Source organism: Bradyrhizobium centrosematis, from assembly GCF_045571495.1.
Taxonomy (GTDB): domain Bacteria; phylum Pseudomonadota; class Alphaproteobacteria; order Rhizobiales; family Xanthobacteraceae; genus Bradyrhizobium; species Bradyrhizobium centrosematis.
This window is the reverse complement of sequence record NZ_CP120703.1, coordinates 1,823,070-1,840,121: the sequence shown is the minus strand read 5'-3', so window position 1 is coordinate 1,840,121 and position 17,052 is coordinate 1,823,070. Positions and strand designations below refer to the sequence as shown.

The 17,052-nt window shown below is 64.3% G+C and carries 21 protein-coding genes; 1 reads left to right on the top strand and 20 read right to left on the bottom strand.

Annotated features, from left to right (window positions below; all coding sequences use genetic code 11):
- Positions 1 to 6: 6 nt before the first annotated feature.
- The 20 genes from P6U31_RS08840 to motA all read right to left on the bottom strand — a co-directional run bounded on the left by P6U31_RS08840 (position 7) and on the right by motA (position 16,117).
- Complete coding sequence (locus P6U31_RS08840) at positions 7 to 681, bottom strand: hypothetical protein (RefSeq protein ID WP_407187818.1); 675 nt, start codon at positions 679 to 681, stop codon at positions 7 to 9.
- A complete protein-coding gene (gene fliF, locus P6U31_RS08835) occupies positions 678 to 2,303 on the bottom strand; it encodes a flagellar basal-body MS-ring/collar protein FliF (RefSeq protein WP_407187817.1) in 1,626 nt (541 codons plus the stop codon). The genes P6U31_RS08840 and fliF overlap by 4 nt, the downstream gene beginning before the upstream one ends.
- A gap of 293 nt (positions 2,304 to 2,596) precedes the next feature.
- The gene (locus tag P6U31_RS08830; RefSeq protein WP_407187816.1) at positions 2,597 to 3,511 is read right to left on the bottom strand and encodes a flagellin; all 915 of its coding nucleotides are present in this window, start codon (positions 3,509 to 3,511) and stop codon (positions 2,597 to 2,599) included.
- A gap of 272 nt (positions 3,512 to 3,783) precedes the next feature.
- Positions 3,784 to 4,689 carry a flagellin gene (locus tag P6U31_RS08825; RefSeq protein WP_407187815.1) on the bottom strand — a complete coding sequence of 302 codons (906 nt, stop codon included), beginning with the start codon at positions 4,687 to 4,689 and terminating at the stop codon, positions 3,784 to 3,786.
- Positions 4,690 to 4,954: 265 nt separating this feature from the next.
- Positions 4,955 to 5,695 carry a flagellar type III secretion system pore protein FliP gene (gene fliP, locus P6U31_RS08820; RefSeq protein WP_126255035.1) on the bottom strand — a complete coding sequence of 247 codons (741 nt, stop codon included), beginning with the start codon at positions 5,693 to 5,695 and terminating at the stop codon, positions 4,955 to 4,957.
- Positions 5,692 to 6,135, bottom strand: a complete 444-nt coding sequence (locus P6U31_RS08815) for a flagellar basal body-associated FliL family protein (RefSeq protein WP_128927540.1) — start codon at positions 6,133 to 6,135, stop codon at positions 5,692 to 5,694. The genes fliP and P6U31_RS08815 overlap by 4 nt, the downstream gene beginning before the upstream one ends.
- Positions 6,136 to 6,177: 42 nt before the next feature.
- Positions 6,178 to 6,885, bottom strand: a complete 708-nt coding sequence (flgH, locus tag P6U31_RS08810) for a flagellar basal body L-ring protein FlgH (protein WP_407187814.1) — start codon at positions 6,883 to 6,885, stop codon at positions 6,178 to 6,180.
- Positions 6,886 to 7,665: a MotE family protein gene (locus P6U31_RS08805; RefSeq protein ID WP_407187813.1), complete on the bottom strand. Its 780-nt coding sequence runs from the start codon at positions 7,663 to 7,665 to the stop codon at positions 6,886 to 6,888.
- Positions 7,666 to 7,732: 67 nt separating this feature from the next.
- A complete protein-coding gene (flgI, locus tag P6U31_RS08800) occupies positions 7,733 to 8,863 on the bottom strand; it encodes a flagellar basal body P-ring protein FlgI (protein WP_407187812.1) in 1,131 nt (376 codons plus the stop codon).
- Positions 8,860 to 9,324, bottom strand: coding sequence for a flagellar basal body P-ring formation chaperone FlgA (gene flgA, locus P6U31_RS08795; RefSeq protein ID WP_407187811.1), 465 nt, complete (start codon positions 9,322 to 9,324; stop codon positions 8,860 to 8,862). Before flgA ends, flgI begins: the two co-directional genes overlap by 4 nt.
- 25 nt (positions 9,325 to 9,349) lie before the next feature.
- A complete protein-coding gene (gene flgG / locus P6U31_RS08790; RefSeq protein WP_407187810.1) occupies positions 9,350 to 10,138 on the bottom strand; it encodes a flagellar basal-body rod protein FlgG in 789 nt (262 codons plus the stop codon).
- A gap of 17 nt (positions 10,139 to 10,155) precedes the next feature.
- Positions 10,156 to 10,485 (bottom strand): flagellar hook-basal body complex protein FliE, encoded by a 330-nt coding sequence (locus tag P6U31_RS08785; RefSeq protein WP_407187809.1) that lies wholly within the window; start codon positions 10,483 to 10,485, stop codon positions 10,156 to 10,158.
- 2 nt (positions 10,486 to 10,487) lie between these two features.
- Positions 10,488 to 10,904, bottom strand: a complete 417-nt coding sequence (flgC, locus tag P6U31_RS08780) for a flagellar basal body rod protein FlgC (protein WP_407187808.1) — start codon at positions 10,902 to 10,904, stop codon at positions 10,488 to 10,490.
- Positions 10,905 to 10,916: 12 nt separating this feature from the next.
- Positions 10,917 to 11,318, bottom strand: a complete 402-nt coding sequence (gene flgB / locus P6U31_RS08775; RefSeq protein ID WP_370134681.1) for a flagellar basal body rod protein FlgB — start codon at positions 11,316 to 11,318, stop codon at positions 10,917 to 10,919.
- A gap of 65 nt (positions 11,319 to 11,383) precedes the next feature.
- Positions 11,384 to 12,469: a flagellar biosynthesis protein FlhB gene (gene flhB / locus P6U31_RS08770; RefSeq protein WP_407187807.1), complete on the bottom strand. Its 1,086-nt coding sequence runs from the start codon at positions 12,467 to 12,469 to the stop codon at positions 11,384 to 11,386.
- A 13-nt stretch (positions 12,470 to 12,482) separates the two neighbouring features.
- Positions 12,483 to 13,523, bottom strand: coding sequence for a flagellar motor switch protein FliG (locus P6U31_RS08765; RefSeq protein WP_407187806.1), 1,041 nt, complete (start codon positions 13,521 to 13,523; stop codon positions 12,483 to 12,485).
- Positions 13,524 to 13,525: 2 nt separating this feature from the next.
- On the bottom strand, positions 13,526 to 13,915 hold the full coding sequence (gene fliN / locus P6U31_RS08760) for a flagellar motor switch protein FliN (protein ID WP_407187805.1): 390 nt from the start codon (positions 13,913 to 13,915) through the stop codon (positions 13,526 to 13,528).
- Between the two features lie 75 nt (positions 13,916 to 13,990).
- Positions 13,991 to 14,305, bottom strand: a complete 315-nt coding sequence (locus P6U31_RS08755; protein WP_407187804.1) for a hypothetical protein — start codon at positions 14,303 to 14,305, stop codon at positions 13,991 to 13,993.
- Positions 14,286 to 15,224 (bottom strand): flagellar motor switch protein FliM, encoded by a 939-nt coding sequence (locus P6U31_RS08750; RefSeq protein WP_407187803.1) that lies wholly within the window; start codon positions 15,222 to 15,224, stop codon positions 14,286 to 14,288. Before P6U31_RS08750 ends, P6U31_RS08755 begins: the two co-directional genes overlap by 20 nt.
- Complete coding sequence (gene motA, locus P6U31_RS08745) at positions 15,221 to 16,117, bottom strand: flagellar motor stator protein MotA (protein WP_407187802.1); 897 nt, start codon at positions 16,115 to 16,117, stop codon at positions 15,221 to 15,223. Before motA ends, P6U31_RS08750 begins: the two co-directional genes overlap by 4 nt.
- 143 nt (positions 16,118 to 16,260) lie before the next feature.
- Between motA and P6U31_RS08740 the strand changes: the two genes are divergently transcribed.
- Positions 16,261 to 17,049: a DUF1217 domain-containing protein gene (locus P6U31_RS08740; RefSeq protein ID WP_407187801.1), complete on the top strand. Its 789-nt coding sequence runs from the start codon at positions 16,261 to 16,263 to the stop codon at positions 17,047 to 17,049.
- Positions 17,050 to 17,052 lie beyond the last annotated feature (3 nt).

Sequence of the window (17,052 nt, the reverse complement as noted above, 5' to 3'; positions counted from 1 at the left end):
GGCGGGTTACCGGCGCGCGTCCTTCAGGCGCTCGCTCCAGGCCGTGATCTGTGTCTCGATCACGGTCTGGTCTGCCACGACGCGAACCTCTAGAGTTTCGGCGGGCTCGTACACGATGCCGGTCCGCCTGGAGGCCTCGAGCTGCGTCTTCACGAGGTCGAGCAGCTCGCTCGGGCCGGTGACCTTGAACGCCGGCACCGACGAATTGCCGGTGAGTGTCGCAATCTGCTCGACCAACGATCCGATCGCCTTGTCGCGGACCGCGTCGGTGAGGAACGGCAGCAAGATCCGCGCCACGGAGCTTGCGATGTTGGTTTCGATCTCGCGGCACGCCGCCTCGAAACCGCCGACGATCGCGACCGCCTGCTGGTCGGACCATTTGGCGCGTTCCTCGCCGAGCCGGATCGCGCTGCGGACGCGCTCCTCGGCAAGCTTGGCGTCGCCTTCCGCGACGCCGGCCGCGTGGCCGCGCCGGTAAGCGTCGTCCAGGAGATTCGCCGCCGGGGCTTCGGCCTTCGGCGCCGGAGGCGGTGACTGAAGCTGCGGCTGCGGCTGGGACTCGCGCATGACCTCCTTCGGCCGGGTCAGCACGTCCTGGATCTTGGGCGGCGGAGGCGGTGGCGACTTCGCCCTGCCGTTCGCGTCGAACTGCGTCAGTAGCTTTCCGATTGCCGCGTTCATGCCGCCTCCTCCCGTCGCATCCAGTCTTTAAGGATCGCTGCTGCCTGCGCCTGGTCGAGCCGAACGATCTGCTCCAGCCGTTTTTGCGGGGTTCGCTGCATCTTGCCTTCGAGATCCTCGACGAGGTTGAGCTCGGGGTCCTGACTCTCGGCCAGTGCAAGCGCCGCGGCAGCTTCGAGCTCAGCGGCCTCGGCGGCCTCGACCTGCTCCTGCTGCGCGCGATGGGTCAGAATGCCGTTGACCGCCGGCCGCAATCCGAACCAGACCAGCATCGATGCGACGGCCAGGATCGTCACCGCGTTGATGACGCTGCCAAGCTGCTTGTTGATCATCTCGACGAAGCTGATCGGAGGCACCGGCGCCAGCTCGCGCGAGCCCTCGATGAAGTCGACGGCCGTCACCTGAATCTGGTCGCCGCGCGCCTTGTCCAGTCCGCCTGCCGTCGCGGCGAGCTGGCTGATCTCGGCGAGCTTGCTGTCGACGATGGCCTGGTTGGTCTTGTCGCCGAGATCAGCGACCAGCCGCGCGCGATTGACCAGCACGGCGATGAAGAGCTTCTTCACCGAATAGCCATCGCTCACCGTCGTCGTGGTCTTGGACGAGACCTCGAAATTGGTGACGTCCTCGCGGCGGGTCTTGTCCTCGCTCGAATTCTTGCCGCCGCCAGCGTTCACCTGCTGATCGGGCAGATTCTGCTGCACCGTCGTCGGGGTCGAGCGATCGGCGTTCTGCGACGATTCCTTCTCGCGCACGTTCCGCACCGAGCGCTCGGCACGGCTCTCTGGATCATACACGGTCTCGTTGATCTGCTTCTTGTCGGTGGAGAGCTGCGGCGCGACGCTGACCTCGAAATTGTCGAGGCCCAGATATGGCGTCAGCGCCTTGCGGATGTTCTCCTGCACCATGCCGCCGACCGTCTTCTGCAGGCTCGCCATCTTGGTCGGAGCGGCGCTCGCCTCGTCCTCTTCGGCAAGCAGCATAGAGCCGTCAGCGTCCAGCACCGTGACCTTGTCGCGGCTCATGCCCGGAATCGCGGCAGCGACGAGATGACGGATCGACTGCGCCGTGCGTGCCTCGATCGCACCATCGGTCCGCAGCACGACCGATGCCGAAGGCGGCTGCTGGGTGGCGCGGAACGAACCGCGCACCGGCAGCACGATGTGCACCCGCGCCGCCTTGACGCCCTTCATCAACTGCACCGTGCGCGCGATCTCACCTTCCAGCGCCCGGAGCTTGGTGACCTCCTGCATGAACGAGGTCAGCCCGAGCGATCCGATCTTGTCGAACAGCTCGTAGCCGGAATTGGCGCTGGTCGGCAGCCCCTTCTCGGCCAGCAGCATCCGCGCCTGCATGGTCTGGCTCGGGCGCACCGAGAGCGCGTCGCCGGCCGTATTGACGTCGAAGGTGATGTTCTGCTCGCGCAGCGCCGCGCCCATGCGCGTCACGTCTTCGCGGGTGAGGCCGGTGTAAAGCGTCTCGAACTCAGGTCGGCTCAGATAATACGCGCCACCGACGACGGTGACGAGAACGGCGAAGCCGATCAGGCCCAGGGCCATCAGGCGTCGCGGCCCAAGCTCCAGCAGATTGTTGAGCAGTTGCTGTATCTGCGCACGACTGAGCATATGACCTCGTACCAATGCGAACATATCGGACACTCCGCCGCCAACCTTGTCTGAAGGTTGCGCGGGGACACGATTGGGTCAGTTCGCACGCACGGCGTTGCAATTTTACAAGGAGATCAGATCAGCTTGGCATAGGCCGATCGGGCACGTGGCCGCGCGATCGGTTGCCGGTGTGTTGCGAGAGGTCTGATGTCGGGTGGTCGAATTGGCGGCACGCCTTGTGCCGCCACATATTCCGCTCACGGCAGGGACCGTGCTCCCATGGGGAGCACGGTCGTTTTCGAAAGCGCCGCTTAGCCGCCGCGGAACAGGGACAGGATGCTCTGGCTGTTCTGGTTGGCGATCGAGAGCGCCTGAACGCCGAGCTGCTGCTGGGTCTGCAGCGCTTGGAGGCGGGTCGATTCCGCGTTCATGTCGGCGTCGACGAGCTGACCGACACCACGGTCCACCGAGTCCATCAGGGTCTTGACGAATTCGGTGTTGGTCGAGATGCGGTTCTTGACGGCGCCGAGATCGGCTGCGGCAGAGGCCACCGAGTTGATCGCAGCGGTGACCTGCGAGATGTAGCCGTCGAGCGTGGTCTGGTCGGTCGCCGAATCGGTCAACGCCGAGATGTTGATCGTGTCGACCGACGCGCTGCCGCTCACCGTGTCGAGGATGCCGCTCGTGCTCGCGGTATAGAGCGAGTAGTTGGCGATCGTGAGGGTGATTGACCCGATCGTGGGCGTGCCGCCGACGCGCGAGAACGACGACACCAGGTTGAAGGTCGCCGGCGTGGTTGCCGTCGCGCTCAACCAGTTCACGCCGTTGAAGGTTGCCGCATTGGCCGTGCCCTTCATCTGCTGCTGGATCTGGGTGATGTCCGCCTGGATTTTCTTGCGGTCGATACCGGCCGTCTTGGCTTCAACCAGCAGCGCCTGGAGCTTGGTCAGGCCGCCGGTCTTGTCACCGACAACCGCGGTCAGAGCGGTATATTCGGTGTCGACGGTCGCGGCCGACAGACCGAGCGAGTCGGAGACGGCGGAGAGCGCGGCGTTATCGGCCCGCATCGAGGTCGCAATCGACCAATAGGCAGCGTTGTCCGAAGCAGTGGCCACGCGCTGACCGGTGGAGATCCGGTTCTGCGTGGTGGCGAGCTGAGAGCTGACGTTGCGCAGGGTCTGCAGCGCGGTCATTGCAGCGGAGTTGGTAAGGAGGCTAGAGCCCATTTTGATGTCCCTTTGGAGATTGAATGAGATTGGGGACATACCGGACTTGCACCGGTACGAGAGGGCGGCGTCATGCCTTTGGGCCGCGCAAAAGCGGATGGAGGGCCCAACCTGTCGTAGCGGAGAGGTTAGCGGCCGAAGCTTGTGCGAGGCTTGTGGCGCTGTGCCCCAGCGGCAACAGCGGACCGAAATGACGACGTGCGCATGACTTCACGCCAAATAGAAAGGCCGCGCTTCGCAGGAGCGCGGCCTTCCGCAGATCGTTTTGCAGCTTAGCGGAACAGCGACAGGATGCTCTGGCTGCTGTTGTTGGCGATCGAGAGCGCCTGAACGCCGAGTTGCTGCTGGACCTGGAGAGCCGCCAGACGCGTGGACTCCTGGTTCATGTCGGCGTCGACGAGCTGGCCGATACCGCGATCCACCGAGTCCATCAGCGACTTCACGAAGTCCGTGTTGGTGGAGATACGGTTCTTGATCGCGCCGAGGTTCGCGGCGGCGGAAGCCACCGAGTTGATCGCACCGGTGACCTGCGTGATGTAGCCGTCGAGTGTGGTCTGGTCGGCCGCCGAGTCGGTCAGCGCCGAGATGTTGATCGTGTCGACCGACGCGCTGCCGCTCACCGTGTCCAGAATGCCGCCCGTGCTCGCGGTGTAGAGCGAGTAGTTGGCAACAGTCAGGGTGATCGAGCCCGTGGTCGGCGTGCCACCGACGCGAGAGTACGACGACACCAGGTTGACCGTCGCCGGCGTCGAGGCGTTGGTGCTCAGCCAGTTCACGCCGTTGAACGTCGCGGCGTTGGCCGTGCCCTTCATCTGCTGCTGGATCTGGGTGATGTCCGCCTGGATCTTGGTGCGGTCGATACCGGCCGTCTTGGCTTCGACCAGCAACGACTGGAGCTTGGTCAGGCCCGAGTTGCTGTCGCCGAGGACCTTGTTCAGAGCGGTGTACTCGGTGTCGACGGTTGCGGCCGACAGACCGAGCGAGTCGGAGACGGCGGAGAGCGCGGCGTTGTCGGCGCGCATCGAGGTCGCGATCGACCAGTAGGCGGCGTTGTCCGCGGCCGTCGCCACGCGCTGGCCGGTGGAGATCCGGCTCTGCGTTGTGGAGAGTTGCGAGCTGACAGACCGCAGGGTCTGGAGCGCGGTCATGGCGGTCGAGTTCGTAAGCAGGCTTGACATTGCGAATGTCCCTTTATGTACGCGTTACATTTTCATCAGGGGACATACCGGGCTTTCACCGGTACGGAGGGGCGGCATCATGCCTTTGGACTGCTGTGGGTGGGGTCCAACCCGCCGTGACGCATTGCTAGCACGCCGAATCTTGCGCGCGGATTAAGATCGCCTTGAATTTCGCAAGAATATCATATGGTTAGCATTACCCTCTGCTAACCATGCCCTGGCACTTTTCGCTAACCATAACGGTTCGGCCGGCGATCGCCGCCGCTTACGAGAACGAGCGCACCAATCCGGAGGCGAGCAGATTCCAGCCGTCGATCAGCACGAAGAACAGCATCTTGAACGGCAGCGCGAGGATCGTCGGCGGCATCATCATCATGCCCATGGACATGGTCAGCGTCGCGACGATCATGTCGATCACGAGGAACGGCAGGATGATGAGGAATCCGATCTCGAACGAACGCCTCAGCTCGGAGATCATGAAGGCGGGGATGATGACGCGCAGATCGACGCGCTTGTCGTCGAACTTCTTGCGAAAGCTCTCCGCGGCGAGCGACTCGAAGGTCTGCAGATCCTTGTCGCGAACGTGGGCCAGCATGAATTCGCGGAACGGATCCGTGATCTTCAGATAGGCCTGCTCTTCCGAGATCTCGTTCTTCATCAGCGGCTGGACGCCGGTTTCCCAGGCGCGATCGAAGGTCGGTGCCATCACGTAGAAGGTCATGAACAGCGCGAGGCTGATCAGCACCAGATTGGCCGGCGTGGTCTGGAGGCCGAGCCCGGCGCGCAGGAACGACAGCGCCACCGCAAATCGCGTGAAGCTCGTCACCATGATGAGCAGCCCCGGTGCCACCGACAGCACCGTGATCAGCGCCATCAGCTGGATGATCCGGCCGCTGGTCGAGCCGTTTCCGGGCGGCAGCAGCGAGTTGAGGTCCGGAATCTGGGCGAGCGCAACTTCGGGCAGCACGACCATGATCAAGGCGAGCAGCAGGACTTTCACTCTCACTGGATCACCAACGTCTCAATGATCAATTCGCGGACCTTGCCCGACGAGCGGATGCTGGCGCGTTCGGTCAGGTCGTCGCGCAGATGCTGGAGCCCGCGCGATCCCTCGAACTGCGCAACCGTCGCGGACCGCAGGTAAGTGACGATGTCCTCGCTGATGTGGGCGGCCAGGATGCCGGCGTCCTCGTCGCTCATGCTCTCGGTCACCATGGAGGCTTCGATACGTGCCCAGTTGTTAGCCGGCGCGGCGAGGTTGGTCACGATAGGGGACAATTTCCTGAGCCGCGCGCTGCCGGCGTAGCTCGAGGCGATCGGCGGCGGGGTCACGTTCTTCTTCGCGTCGGCGGCGCGCTCGGCCGCCGCAAACAGATGCAGGCCGGCGAGCGCGCCCGCACCGATCGCGACCAGGGTCAACGCCACGATGGCCGCAATCAGGCGCATGACGCCCCCTGCCCTCGCGACACGGCCAGACCGGCGCGAACTTCAGAACGGTGCCACGGCGTCATAGATCCGATGTCCCCATCCAGGCTGCTGCACGTCGGACAGATTTCCGCGACCGCCATAGGACACCCGCGCCTCGGCGATCTTGTCGTAGGAGATAGTGTTGGCCCGCGAGATATCGCGCGGGCGCACGATGCCGCCGACGTTGAGCACGCGCATCTCGGTGTTGACGCGAAACTCCTGCGAGCCGCTGATCATCATATTGCCGTTCGGCAACACGTCGGTGACGATGGCGGCGATCGAGAGCTTGATATCCTCGGTGCGGTCGATCTGGCCGTTACCCTTGATCTGGGTGTTGGTGCTGAGGTTGGCGTTGGCCTGGCCCTTGTCGTTCCATCCCGCGACGTCCATCAGCCAGTCGAGCCCGAACTTGACCTGCGAATCGCGCGAGCGGCCGGTCTTGTTGTCGAGCTTGGCCTTGTCCTGCATCGAGATGATCACCGTCACGACGTCGCCGGTGCGCCGGGCGCGGGGATCGCGGTAGAGATCGGTGCCGTCGTCCCAGGTCGAACGGTAGCTGACGGGCGTGCGCATGCGCGGCGTCACCGGGATCGGATCGGCCTGGGTTCGGAGGCCGCTGCCGACCGGCGACATTTGCGGGCCGGTCAGGACCTCGGCCGGATCATGGAAGCAGCCGGCCAGGAGCACGGACGTCAGGATGAGCGGGAGGATGAGGATCGGCTTCTTCATCTATTTGGTCTTTCCGTCGTCGACGCGACGCATGCCGCCAAGCAGGTCGGCGAGGTGCGCCGCGCGTGCCGTATCCATCTCGTTGAAGATCGCGCTCGAGCTCCTCGGGCTGAGCTTGGCGAGAACGGCGGCGGCGGTTTCATCCGCCATGCCGGCAATCTGTGTCGCCGCAGCTTCGGGCTTCATGCGCGAATAGATCTCGACAACGCTGGCTTCAGCCTTCTTCAGGAAGTCGTCGCGAAGCTCCATCCACTTTTCATATTCGGCGCGCTTGGCCTCGACCTCGGCGATCCGTTCGCGCAGCAGGGTCTCGGCCTTCTGCAATTCCTTGAGCTGCCAGGCCAGCCTCGCATCGACGGCAGGATCGGCCACGTTGCTGCAGAACATCGCAACTTCGTTGTCCGCAGACGCGGCGGCGGGCGGCAGTGCGGGCTTCGGCGGCGCCGTGGCGCTGCCGGGCTTGGCCGGACGCACCGGTACGGGCGCAGGTGCAGGCGCAGCCGCGGGTGCAGGCGTCTCGGCAGCAGGCACCGCTCCGGTGGCCGTAGGGCCCGGATCTTCGGCCGCCCATGCCGTGGCCCGGATCGGCGCATTGTCGTTTGACACTGCCGTGACCGGCTGCGGCTTCTGCGGACCGGCCGCGCGGGCGCGCGCGAAGGACAGCAGGTTGAGCGGCTTCGACGGCTTGGCCTCGTCCAGGGCGCGCACGGGCGAGGCACTCGCGAGCACTGATGCCGCGACCAGCAGGAGGAGTGTGGCTTTGTGATCCAGCTTCAGCATCGGTCCGCGTGCGATTCTCGGTCGAGACCCGAGCATTGAGCGACCAAGCTTGCACGACGCTTATGCATCATTGCACGATGACATCGGCCTGGAGCGCGCCGGCGGTCTTGATCGCCTGGAGGATCGCGATGATGCCCGAGGGTTTCAGGCCGATCTGGTTCAGCCCGCGGACGAGGCGCTGCAGATCGACCCCGCTGAGGATCGCCACCTGCGCTCCGGCCTCGTTTGCCTCGACCACGGTCTGCGGGACGACCACCGTCTGGCCTCGCGAGAACGGCGCAGGCTGCGACACCACGGGCAGCTCCGTGACACGAACCGTCAGATTGCCGTGGGTCACGGCAACGGTCGATATCCGCACATCGCGCCCGATCACCACGGTGCCGGTGCGTTCGTTGATCACGACCCGTGCTGGCGTGTCCGGCTCGACCGTCAGCTCACCGATCTCGGACAGAAATCGAACCGGGCCGATGTGGCGCGGCTTCGACAGCACGATGGTGCGGTAGTCGCGCTCGAAGGCGATCTGCGCGCGATAGCGTCCGCCGGCGTAGCGGTTAATGGCGTCGAGGATGCGCGTCGCGGTGACGAAATCGGGGTTCTTCAGCTCCAGTACCAGGAACTCCATCTCGTGGAGACTTCCCTGGACCTCGCGTTCGACCAGCGCGCCGTTCGGGATGCGCCCGGCCGTCGGCGTGCCCTGGCTGACGTTTTGCGCCTGGCCTCCGACACTGTACCCGGCGACCGTGATCGCGCCCTGCGCCACCGCATAGACGGCACCGTCCGCGGCGCGCAGCGACGTCATGACCAGCGTGCCGCCGAGCAGCGAGGTGGCATCGCCGAGCGACGACACGGTGACGTCCATGCGCTCGCCGGGCCCGATCGAAGGTGGCAGATCCGCAGTCACCATCACCGCCGCGACGTTGCGGGTGCGCAAGGTCGTGGGACGCGGGGGATTGTTGGTGCTGGTGGTCTCGTTCCTGACATTGATGCCCATGTTCTCGAGCATCGATTGCAGGGACTGCTCCGTGAAGGGCGCGTTGCGCAGCGTGTCGCCAGTGCCGTTCAGGCCGATGACGAGGCCATAGCCGACGATCTGGTTTTCGCGCAAACCCTTGATATCCGCGATGTCCTTGATGCGGACCGCGGCTTGGGCATTGACGGCCGAAAGCAGCAGGACGAACGCAAGCAGGAGTCTCGTCATGACCCATCCACGACCTTGACGGTGCCGTCCGGCTGGACGATGCCCCTGATGATCACCCCGGTATCAGTATTGCGCACCGGGATGAGCGCGCCGGCCGCCCCCGACTGCATTGCCGAGCCGTAGGTGACGATGGACAGGCCGCTGTCTTCGACCACGACCTTGACCATGGCGCCGCGGGCGACGGTCCAGGGATCTTCCACCGCATTGCTGGGAATGGGCTGACCAGGCAACAGCGCGCGCCGCGCCATGCGGCCGACCAGGACTTGGCGTGTTTCGATGAACATGGCAACGCCGAGCAGGCTCGGCGCAAAGGCTCGCTCGGCGATCATGTCGTCCCGGATCACCTCGCCGGCGCGGATCGAAACCGCCGGCACCGGAAGCCGCTTCTCCTCGGCGACGGCGGCACACACCGAGGCCAGAATCAGCAGCACGGCGGCCAACCCGCGCATGATCAGGCCCATCCTGTTCAACATCGAAACACCGGAACTAGCGCATGCCCTTCGAGACCGTCTGGGCCATTTCGTCCGAGGCCTGGATGACCTTGGCATTCATTTCATAGGCGCGCTGGGCCGAGATCAACTCGGTGATTTCCTTGACCGGGTCGACGTTCGAGGCTTCGAGCCATTTCTGGTTGATCTTGCCGTAGCCGGCATCGCCCGGCAGTCCGACGACGGGCGTGCCCGACGCCGTGGTCTCCTTGTAGAGATTGCTGCCCAGCGGTTCGAGGCCCGCTTCGTTAGCGAAATTGGCAAGATTGAGCTGACCGATCTGCCGCGGGTTCACTTCCGTGTCGAGCTTGGCAAATACCTGGCCGGTCTGATTGACCGTGACCTCCACCGTCCCCTGCGGGATCGTGATCGCGGGATCCAAAAGGTATCCGTCGATCGTGACGAGCTGGGCGTTGGCATTGACGTTGAACGAGCCCGCACGGGTGTATTGCACCTCGTTGTTGGGACCGAGCACCTGGAACCAGCCGCGGCCGTTGATCGCGAGGTCGTAAGGATTTCCGGTCTGCGTCAGCGCGCCCTGAATGTGCAGCTTGCGGATGGCCGCCGACTTGACGCCGAGGCCGAGATTGGCGCCTTCCGGGATCGGCGAGGAACCGGTGACGTTCGCCACGCCCTGCATGCGGTCCATCTGGTAGAACAGATCGGTGAATTCCGCGCGCGCCCGCTTGTAGGAGGTCGAGTTGATGTTGGCGATGTTGTTCGCGATGACTTCGATGTTGGTCTGCTGGGCGTTCATGCCCGTGGCCGCAATGGCGAGCGATTTCACTTAGTCCACTCCTCAGATCAAATCGACATCCGAACGACTTCCTGGTAGGCCTGCACGACCTTGTCGCGCACCGCGACCGCCGTCTGCAGGGCCTGCTCGGCCGACATCAGCGCCTCGACGACGCGCCGCGTCGATTCCTTGCCCTGCATCGCCGAGATCGACGCCGCCTCGCCCGCCTTCAGCGTTCCGATCGCATCGGTCGTCACTTGCTTCATCACCGATTCGAAGCCGACATCGTCAGCGGTCTGGACCGCCGTGGTCGCCGCAGGCGAGATGCCTTGCGTCTCGGTGGCGCGGCTCGCGGCCTGTCCTGCGGAGATCGCCGTGGATGAAATCGCCTCGAGCATGGTCAGCTCCTCAAGAGATCGATGGTCATGCCGAGCATCGACCTCACCTGTTTCACAACCTGGAGATTGGCCTCATAGGACCGGTTGACTTCCCGCATGTCGGCCATCTCGATCATCATGTTGACGTTGGGCAGCTTGACGTAGCCGGCCTTGTCGGCGGCGGGATGTCCGGGATCGTACTCGACGCGGTAAGGCGTGGTGTCGACGCCGATCTCCTTGACTTTCGCAAGCTGCGCACCCGCGGCCCGGTCCATCGCCGCATCGAATGTGATGGTCTTGCGCCGATAGGGATCGGCTCCGGCCGTGCGTCCCGTCGAGGTCGCGTTGGCGAGGTTCTCCGAGACGACGCGCATGCGCGTCGACTGCGCTTCGAGCCCGGAGCTCGCGACCGTCAGGGAGGCACTCAGTGAGTCCAGCATGTCAGTTCACCCTCAGGCCTTTGCGCTCGACAGGACCATGCGGTGAAACGACCGCACGATCGCCGAGTTCATCGAATAATCGCGATTGACGTCGCTGCCCTTGATCATTTCCTGCTCGAGGCTGACGGAGTTGCCGGAGTGAACCACTTCCCAGCTGTCCTTCTTCGCGGTCGCGCGCGTGTCGGTCTCGGCCGCGGACAACTGCATGTGCGAGGGCGACGTCGTGGCAAGCCTCACCGGCATGCCGTCGAGCACCTTGTTGAAGGGCTCGACGTCGCGTGCCCTGAAGCCCGGCGTGTTGGCGTTGGCAACGTTGGTTGCGATGGTCGACTGGCGGAGCTCGAGATAGCGCGCCTGCGACGATGCGAGTTCGAAGAGGTAAAGCGGTCCCACGACAGCTCCATTCCGGTCCATTCGGAGAGGAGCCTAGGGCGTTAAGCTTTCGTCAAGCTGTTGGGCCGGACGTCGTCCTCGGAAATCTACTGGACCTTCTCGGTCCGCGGCGCCTGCTTCGACTGGAGGAAGTAGATGATTTCGGCGACGGGGCGGAAGAACTCAGCCGGGATCACCTGATCGACCTGGACCGCCTCGTAGAGCGCGCGCGCCAGCGCCTTGTTCTCGATGACGGGGATCCGGTTCTGCTCCGCAACTTCGCGGATCTTCAGCGCGATCACGTCCATGCCCTTGGCCACCACGAGCGGTGCGGGATTTTCCTCGCGCTTGTAGCGCAGCGCGATCGCGAAGTGCGTCGGGTTCGCGATCACGAGCGTGGCGCGCGCAGCGGAGGCGATCATCCGCTGCCGCGAGCGGTCGCGTGCCAGCGAGCGCAGCCGAGCCTTGATCAGCGGATCGCCCTCGGCCTGCTTGTGCTCGTCCTTGATCTCCTGCTTGGTCATGCGCAGCTCGCGCCGCCAGTGGAAGCGCGCCCAGGCGAGATCGATCGCGACCAGGACGATGGTCGCGATGCAGATCGCCGAGACAATCCGCATCGCGATGTTGAGGATCATCTCCGGCAGCGCAACCGGGTCGGTGTACATCGCCTCGAACGCCTTCGCTTCCGACGAGCGCAGCACGAAGACAACCACGGACGTTACCGCGGCCAGCTTGAACAGCGACTTGGCGAACTCGACGAGGCCTCGCGTTCCGAAGATGCGACTCCAGCCGCTGATCGGAGAGATCCGCGACAATTCCGGCTTGATGCGCTCCAGCACGAAGCGTGGCGCGTTCTGCAGCAGCGAGGAGGCGAGCCCGAACACCATGAGGATGACGACCAGCGGCACCAGGAAGCGCAGCGCCTGCAGGCCGACCACGGTGAGCAGGTTCTGCGCGTCCGCGCCGGTGGAAAGCGGGAAGCCTTCGGGATCGTCGAGCAGGCTCTTCAGGGTCGGCGTCAATTGCTGCACGCCCTGACCGATCAGGAACGCCTGAATGACCATCAGAGCGGCCATCGAGGCAAAAATAGAGGCTTCCCGAGAGACCGGAATCTTGCCCTGTTCGAGCGCATCGCGGACTTTCTTCTCGGTCGGCTCTTCTGTCTTGCTCTCCTGATCGGATGTTTCTGCCATGCCCGTTCAGCGGTCAGCGGAAGACCAGCTCATCCTCCTGGTCGGGGTTGAGCTCGATTTCGCCCTTCTCCGCGAGGTCGAGCGCGAGGTCGGTGATCACGCGCCGCGCCTCCAGCACGTCGCGCTGGTTCGACGGTTCGCCGATCGCGAGCTCGGCCTCGACGACGCGGCGAACACGCGAGGCGACCGCGGACAGGATCAGCTCGCGGAAATGCTTGTCGGTGCCCTTCAGCGCGACCACGATGCGGTCGGTCGGAACCTGGTCGAAGATCATGGTGCGCGCCTTCGGTGCCAGGTTGATGACGTCGTCGAAGGTGAACAGCAGCTCCTTCAGAACCTCGGCTGACTTCGGCCGCTTCTCCGACAGGCTCTTCAGGATATCCTCGATATGGCCGCGCTCCATCTTGTTGATGATGTCGGCGACCCGGGCGTAGGTGTCGGCGCCGAGATTGCGGGCGAAATTGAGCGTCAGGTCTTCGTGCAGCGTCTTTTCGAGCACCTTCATCGCGTCATCGACGATCGGCTTCAGGCTGAGCACGCGCCGCATCAGCTCGTTGCGCAGGCTCGAGGGCAGTTGGCTCATCACCTTGGCGGCACAGGACGGCTTGACCCTGGAGAGGATCAGCGCTGCGGTCTGCGGATGCTCCTTGGAGAGATAGGTCGCCAGCGAGTTCTCCGACACAGACGAGACGCGGTCCCACACCGACCGGCTCGAATTGCCTAGCAGATCCGACATGATCGCCGACACCTGGTCGGCGGGAAGCACGTCGCCGAGCACGGCCTCGAGGCCGCCGAGGGTACCGAGAATGTTCGCGCCCATCGAGAATTGCTGCGCGAACTCCTCGACGATGGATTCGAGCTCCTGCGCCGTGATCGGCCGCAGCTCGGCCGCGGCCTTCGTGACAATGCGGATGTCCTGCGGCTCGAATTGCGCGAGCACGCTCGCGGCCGCCTGCCGGCCCATGGCCAGGAGGAGCGCCGCGACTTTTTCCGTTCCACCCAGCGTGGCAACGCCTCGCTGCTTGACGGGGGCGATGCCGACTTGTGCCGCCATGGTCAGCAATCGCCCTGGCCCAGCGGTCCGACGATCTCCGTGAGCGAGACGCCGAAGCGGGAATTGTCCTCTTCGACGACGACCACCTCGCCGCGGGCGACGATGCGGCCGTTGACGACGACGTCGACGGGTTCGCCGACCCGATGGTCGAGCGGAACGACCGCGCCGCGGCCAAGTTTCATCAGATTCGCCACCGGAATAGTGGCCGAGCCCAGCACCACCTGCATGGTGACCGGAATGCGCAGGATGGCATCGACATTGGCGAACTTTCCGCTCTCCTCCGCCGTGCGCGCGGCGATCTCCGCCAGCCGCTCCAGGGGAGTCGTGTCGGTGTGCCCCTCGTCGGAGGCCGTTGCTCGCGTGGCAGAGTCATAGTCGAAGGATTGCGCCATCTGGTATCGCCTCTTGGTATTCCGCTCCCGGAGCGTCGTGACGTTCCGATCGTATTGTTGCCGCCGGGCCCGGCTCTAGTGCTTGTTGACTTCGGTGCCGCCCGCGGACGCGGTCGCCACGAGCCCGCTGCGGGCATCGAGCGCAGCGATCGCCTCATGGGCCTGGTCGATCTTGGTGCTCAGCACGTTGGCGAGCCGCCCGAGATTGGCGGTGGAATCATGCGCCGCGGTGATGACGGTGTCGAACGCGCCCGCCGTCTCGTGGACGATGGTGGAGAATTCGCCCTGGTAGCTGCGCAGCCGCGCCAGCTCGCGGTGCATCCGGGTTACCCGCATGCTGGTGAAGGCGAGCGCAATCAGCAGCACGGCATCAACGAGATAGGATATCATCGACGAACTCCCGCTTCTGATCGACGGGATCTGCCACCTGCATGGCGTAATAGCCATCCAGCTGGCCGATCTGACACCAGAACAGCACCTGGTTGTTGCTTTCGAGACGGGCCAGCGTGCGCGGCGTGGCCTCGAGCTCGAGCACCTGCCCCACCTTGAATTTCACGACGTCCTCGAGCGAGATCATCTTCTCGTCGAGGACCGCGCTCAGCGTCACCTCGGTTCTCTGAACCTCGCTCTCCATCTGCTCGCGCCAGCGTGGATCGGTCGCGCGACCGTCGCTGACGACGACATGAGCGAGCTTCTGCCGCAGCGGGTTGAGCGCGGAGTGCGGAATGATCAGGAACATCTGTCCGCCGCGGTAGAGCGCCTGCACCATCATGTTCGCGCAGATCGACATGTTGCTGGCGCGACCGATCGCCAGCGACGCCATCGCCGTCTCGACCCGCTCCACGCGAAAAGTGACGTTTGACGTGCCGGCGAAGGCCCCCTGCAACGCCTTGGCGAACCGCTCGAACAGGGCCTGGACCAGCCGGATCTCGATGTTCGAGAAAGTGCGCTCGACATCGAGCGGCGGCTCTGCGCCGTCGGATCCGAACATCGCCTCGACCATCGTGAACACGAAGTCGCGGTCCAGCATGATGATGACGCGCGAGTCCCACTGCTCGGCGTAGAGCACCGCAGCGACCGCGTTGCCCTCATAGTCCTTGATGATGTCGCCGAGAGGGTCGTTGGTGATGCCGTTGACCGAGAAATAGCACGGCGTTCCGGCCATCGGCTGCAGACTGTCGGTGCACGATGCCGCCATGCGATCGAAGATCACATTCAGCATCGGCATGCGCTCGATCGATATGCCGGCGGCGTCCAGCAGATAGTTCGGGAGCTGCTTCTTCTGATCGACTTCGACGTCTTCCATCATGCGCGTGCAGCCTTGGGTTCAGCCTCGGTCGCCACGACCTTGGGGCCCGCAATCGTCTCGTTCTCGACGACGTCGATCGACGGCCGCTCGCTGCTCGCAATCATCTTGCGGCCGTGCTCGACCGCGATCTGCGGCATCGCGCCGTTCATGAACGCCAGCAAGGTCTGCTTGACGATGATGTAGGGGCGGCACTTCTTTTCGCGCGTCATCTTGATCTTGATCGCGAACGGCGAAAGGACGCCATAGGACAGGAAGATGCCGGCGAAGGTGCCGACCAGGGCCGCGCCGATGAAGCCGCCCAGCAGCTTCGGCGACTGGTCGAGCGCGCCCATCGCCTTGATGACGCCGAGCACGGCGGCGACGATGCCCAGCGCCGGCAGCGCCTCCGACACCGTCACCAGCGCATGATAGGGCATCAGCTTGCTCTTCACGATGGTGTGGATCTCCTCGTCCATCAGCGCTTCGATCTCGTGCGTGCGCGCATTGCCCATGATGATGAGGCGGACATAGTCGCAGATGAACTGGAGCAGCGAGGGGTCTCCTAGCACGTTGGGGAATGCCTTGAAGATCTCCGAGGACGCGGGATCGTCGATATGTGCTTCCACCTCGTTGCGGCCTTTGCCGCGCAGTTCGCGCATCAAGGCATGGAGTGCGCCAAGCAGGTCGAGATAATAGCGCTCACTCGGAACCGCGCCGGTGATGGCTTGCATACAGGCGACGCCCGTGTCCACGACCGTCTTCCACGGATTGGCCACGATGAAGGTGCCGACCGCGGTGCCCATGATGATCACGAACTCCCACGGCTGCATGAGCACGGCCAGGTGTCCGCCCATGGCGGCAAATCCGCCGAGCAGCGCCGCTACCGTGATGAAAACCCCCACGAAACTGCCCAACGCGCCGCTCCATCGCCGATCCCATCGGGAATATCTAGTCGGCGAGCCTTGCGCGAAGCTGGCTTGCTCCATCGTCAGCCTCGCGCAAGCAATTGACGGCAGCTTGAGGCGGGGTCGCAGCGGCGGCCAGAGGGGCGCGTGCCATGCTATCCACCATAGCGGACTACACCAGGCTGACCAAGGACATGGGCAAGTCGCTGACGCAGGTCGCGAAACAGCCCGATGTCAGCCGCGAGACCGATTATTTCCTGAGCCATATCGGCAAGGTGAAGACCATCGACGATTTCCTGAAGGACTATCGTCTCTACTCCTACGCGATGAAGGCCTATGGCCTCAGCGACATGACCTACGCCAAGGCGTTCATGCGCAAGGTGCTGACGGAGGGGGTTGCGAGCAAGGATGCCTTCGCCAACAAGCTCACCGACACCCGTTATCGGCAATTCGCCGCCGCCTTCAACTTCGCCGCCCTCGGCAACAAGGCGACCCAGACCACCGCAGCGACGACCGGCACGGCGACGCAATACGTCACGCAGACGATGGAGGAGAAAGCCGGCGACCAGAACGAGGGACTGCGGCTGGCGCTGTATTTCACCCGCAAGGCCTCCACCGTCACGACCCCCTATCAGATCCTCGCCGACAAGGCGCTGACGCAGGTGGTTCAGACCGCGCTCGGCCTGCCGTCGACGATCAGCGCGGCCAACATCGACGCCCAGGCCAAGATGATCACCGACAGGATCCAGCTCACCGATTTCAAGGACCCGGCCAAGGTCACCAAGTTCGTGCAGCGCTTCGCGGCGATGTGGGACGCGACCCAGGCCCAGAGCGACAGCTCGACCAATCCCGCGCTGGTCCTCATCGGCGGCGCATCCGCCTCGGCCAGCATGGATACCAACATGCTCACGACGCTTCAGAACATCAGGTTCAACAGGTAAGTC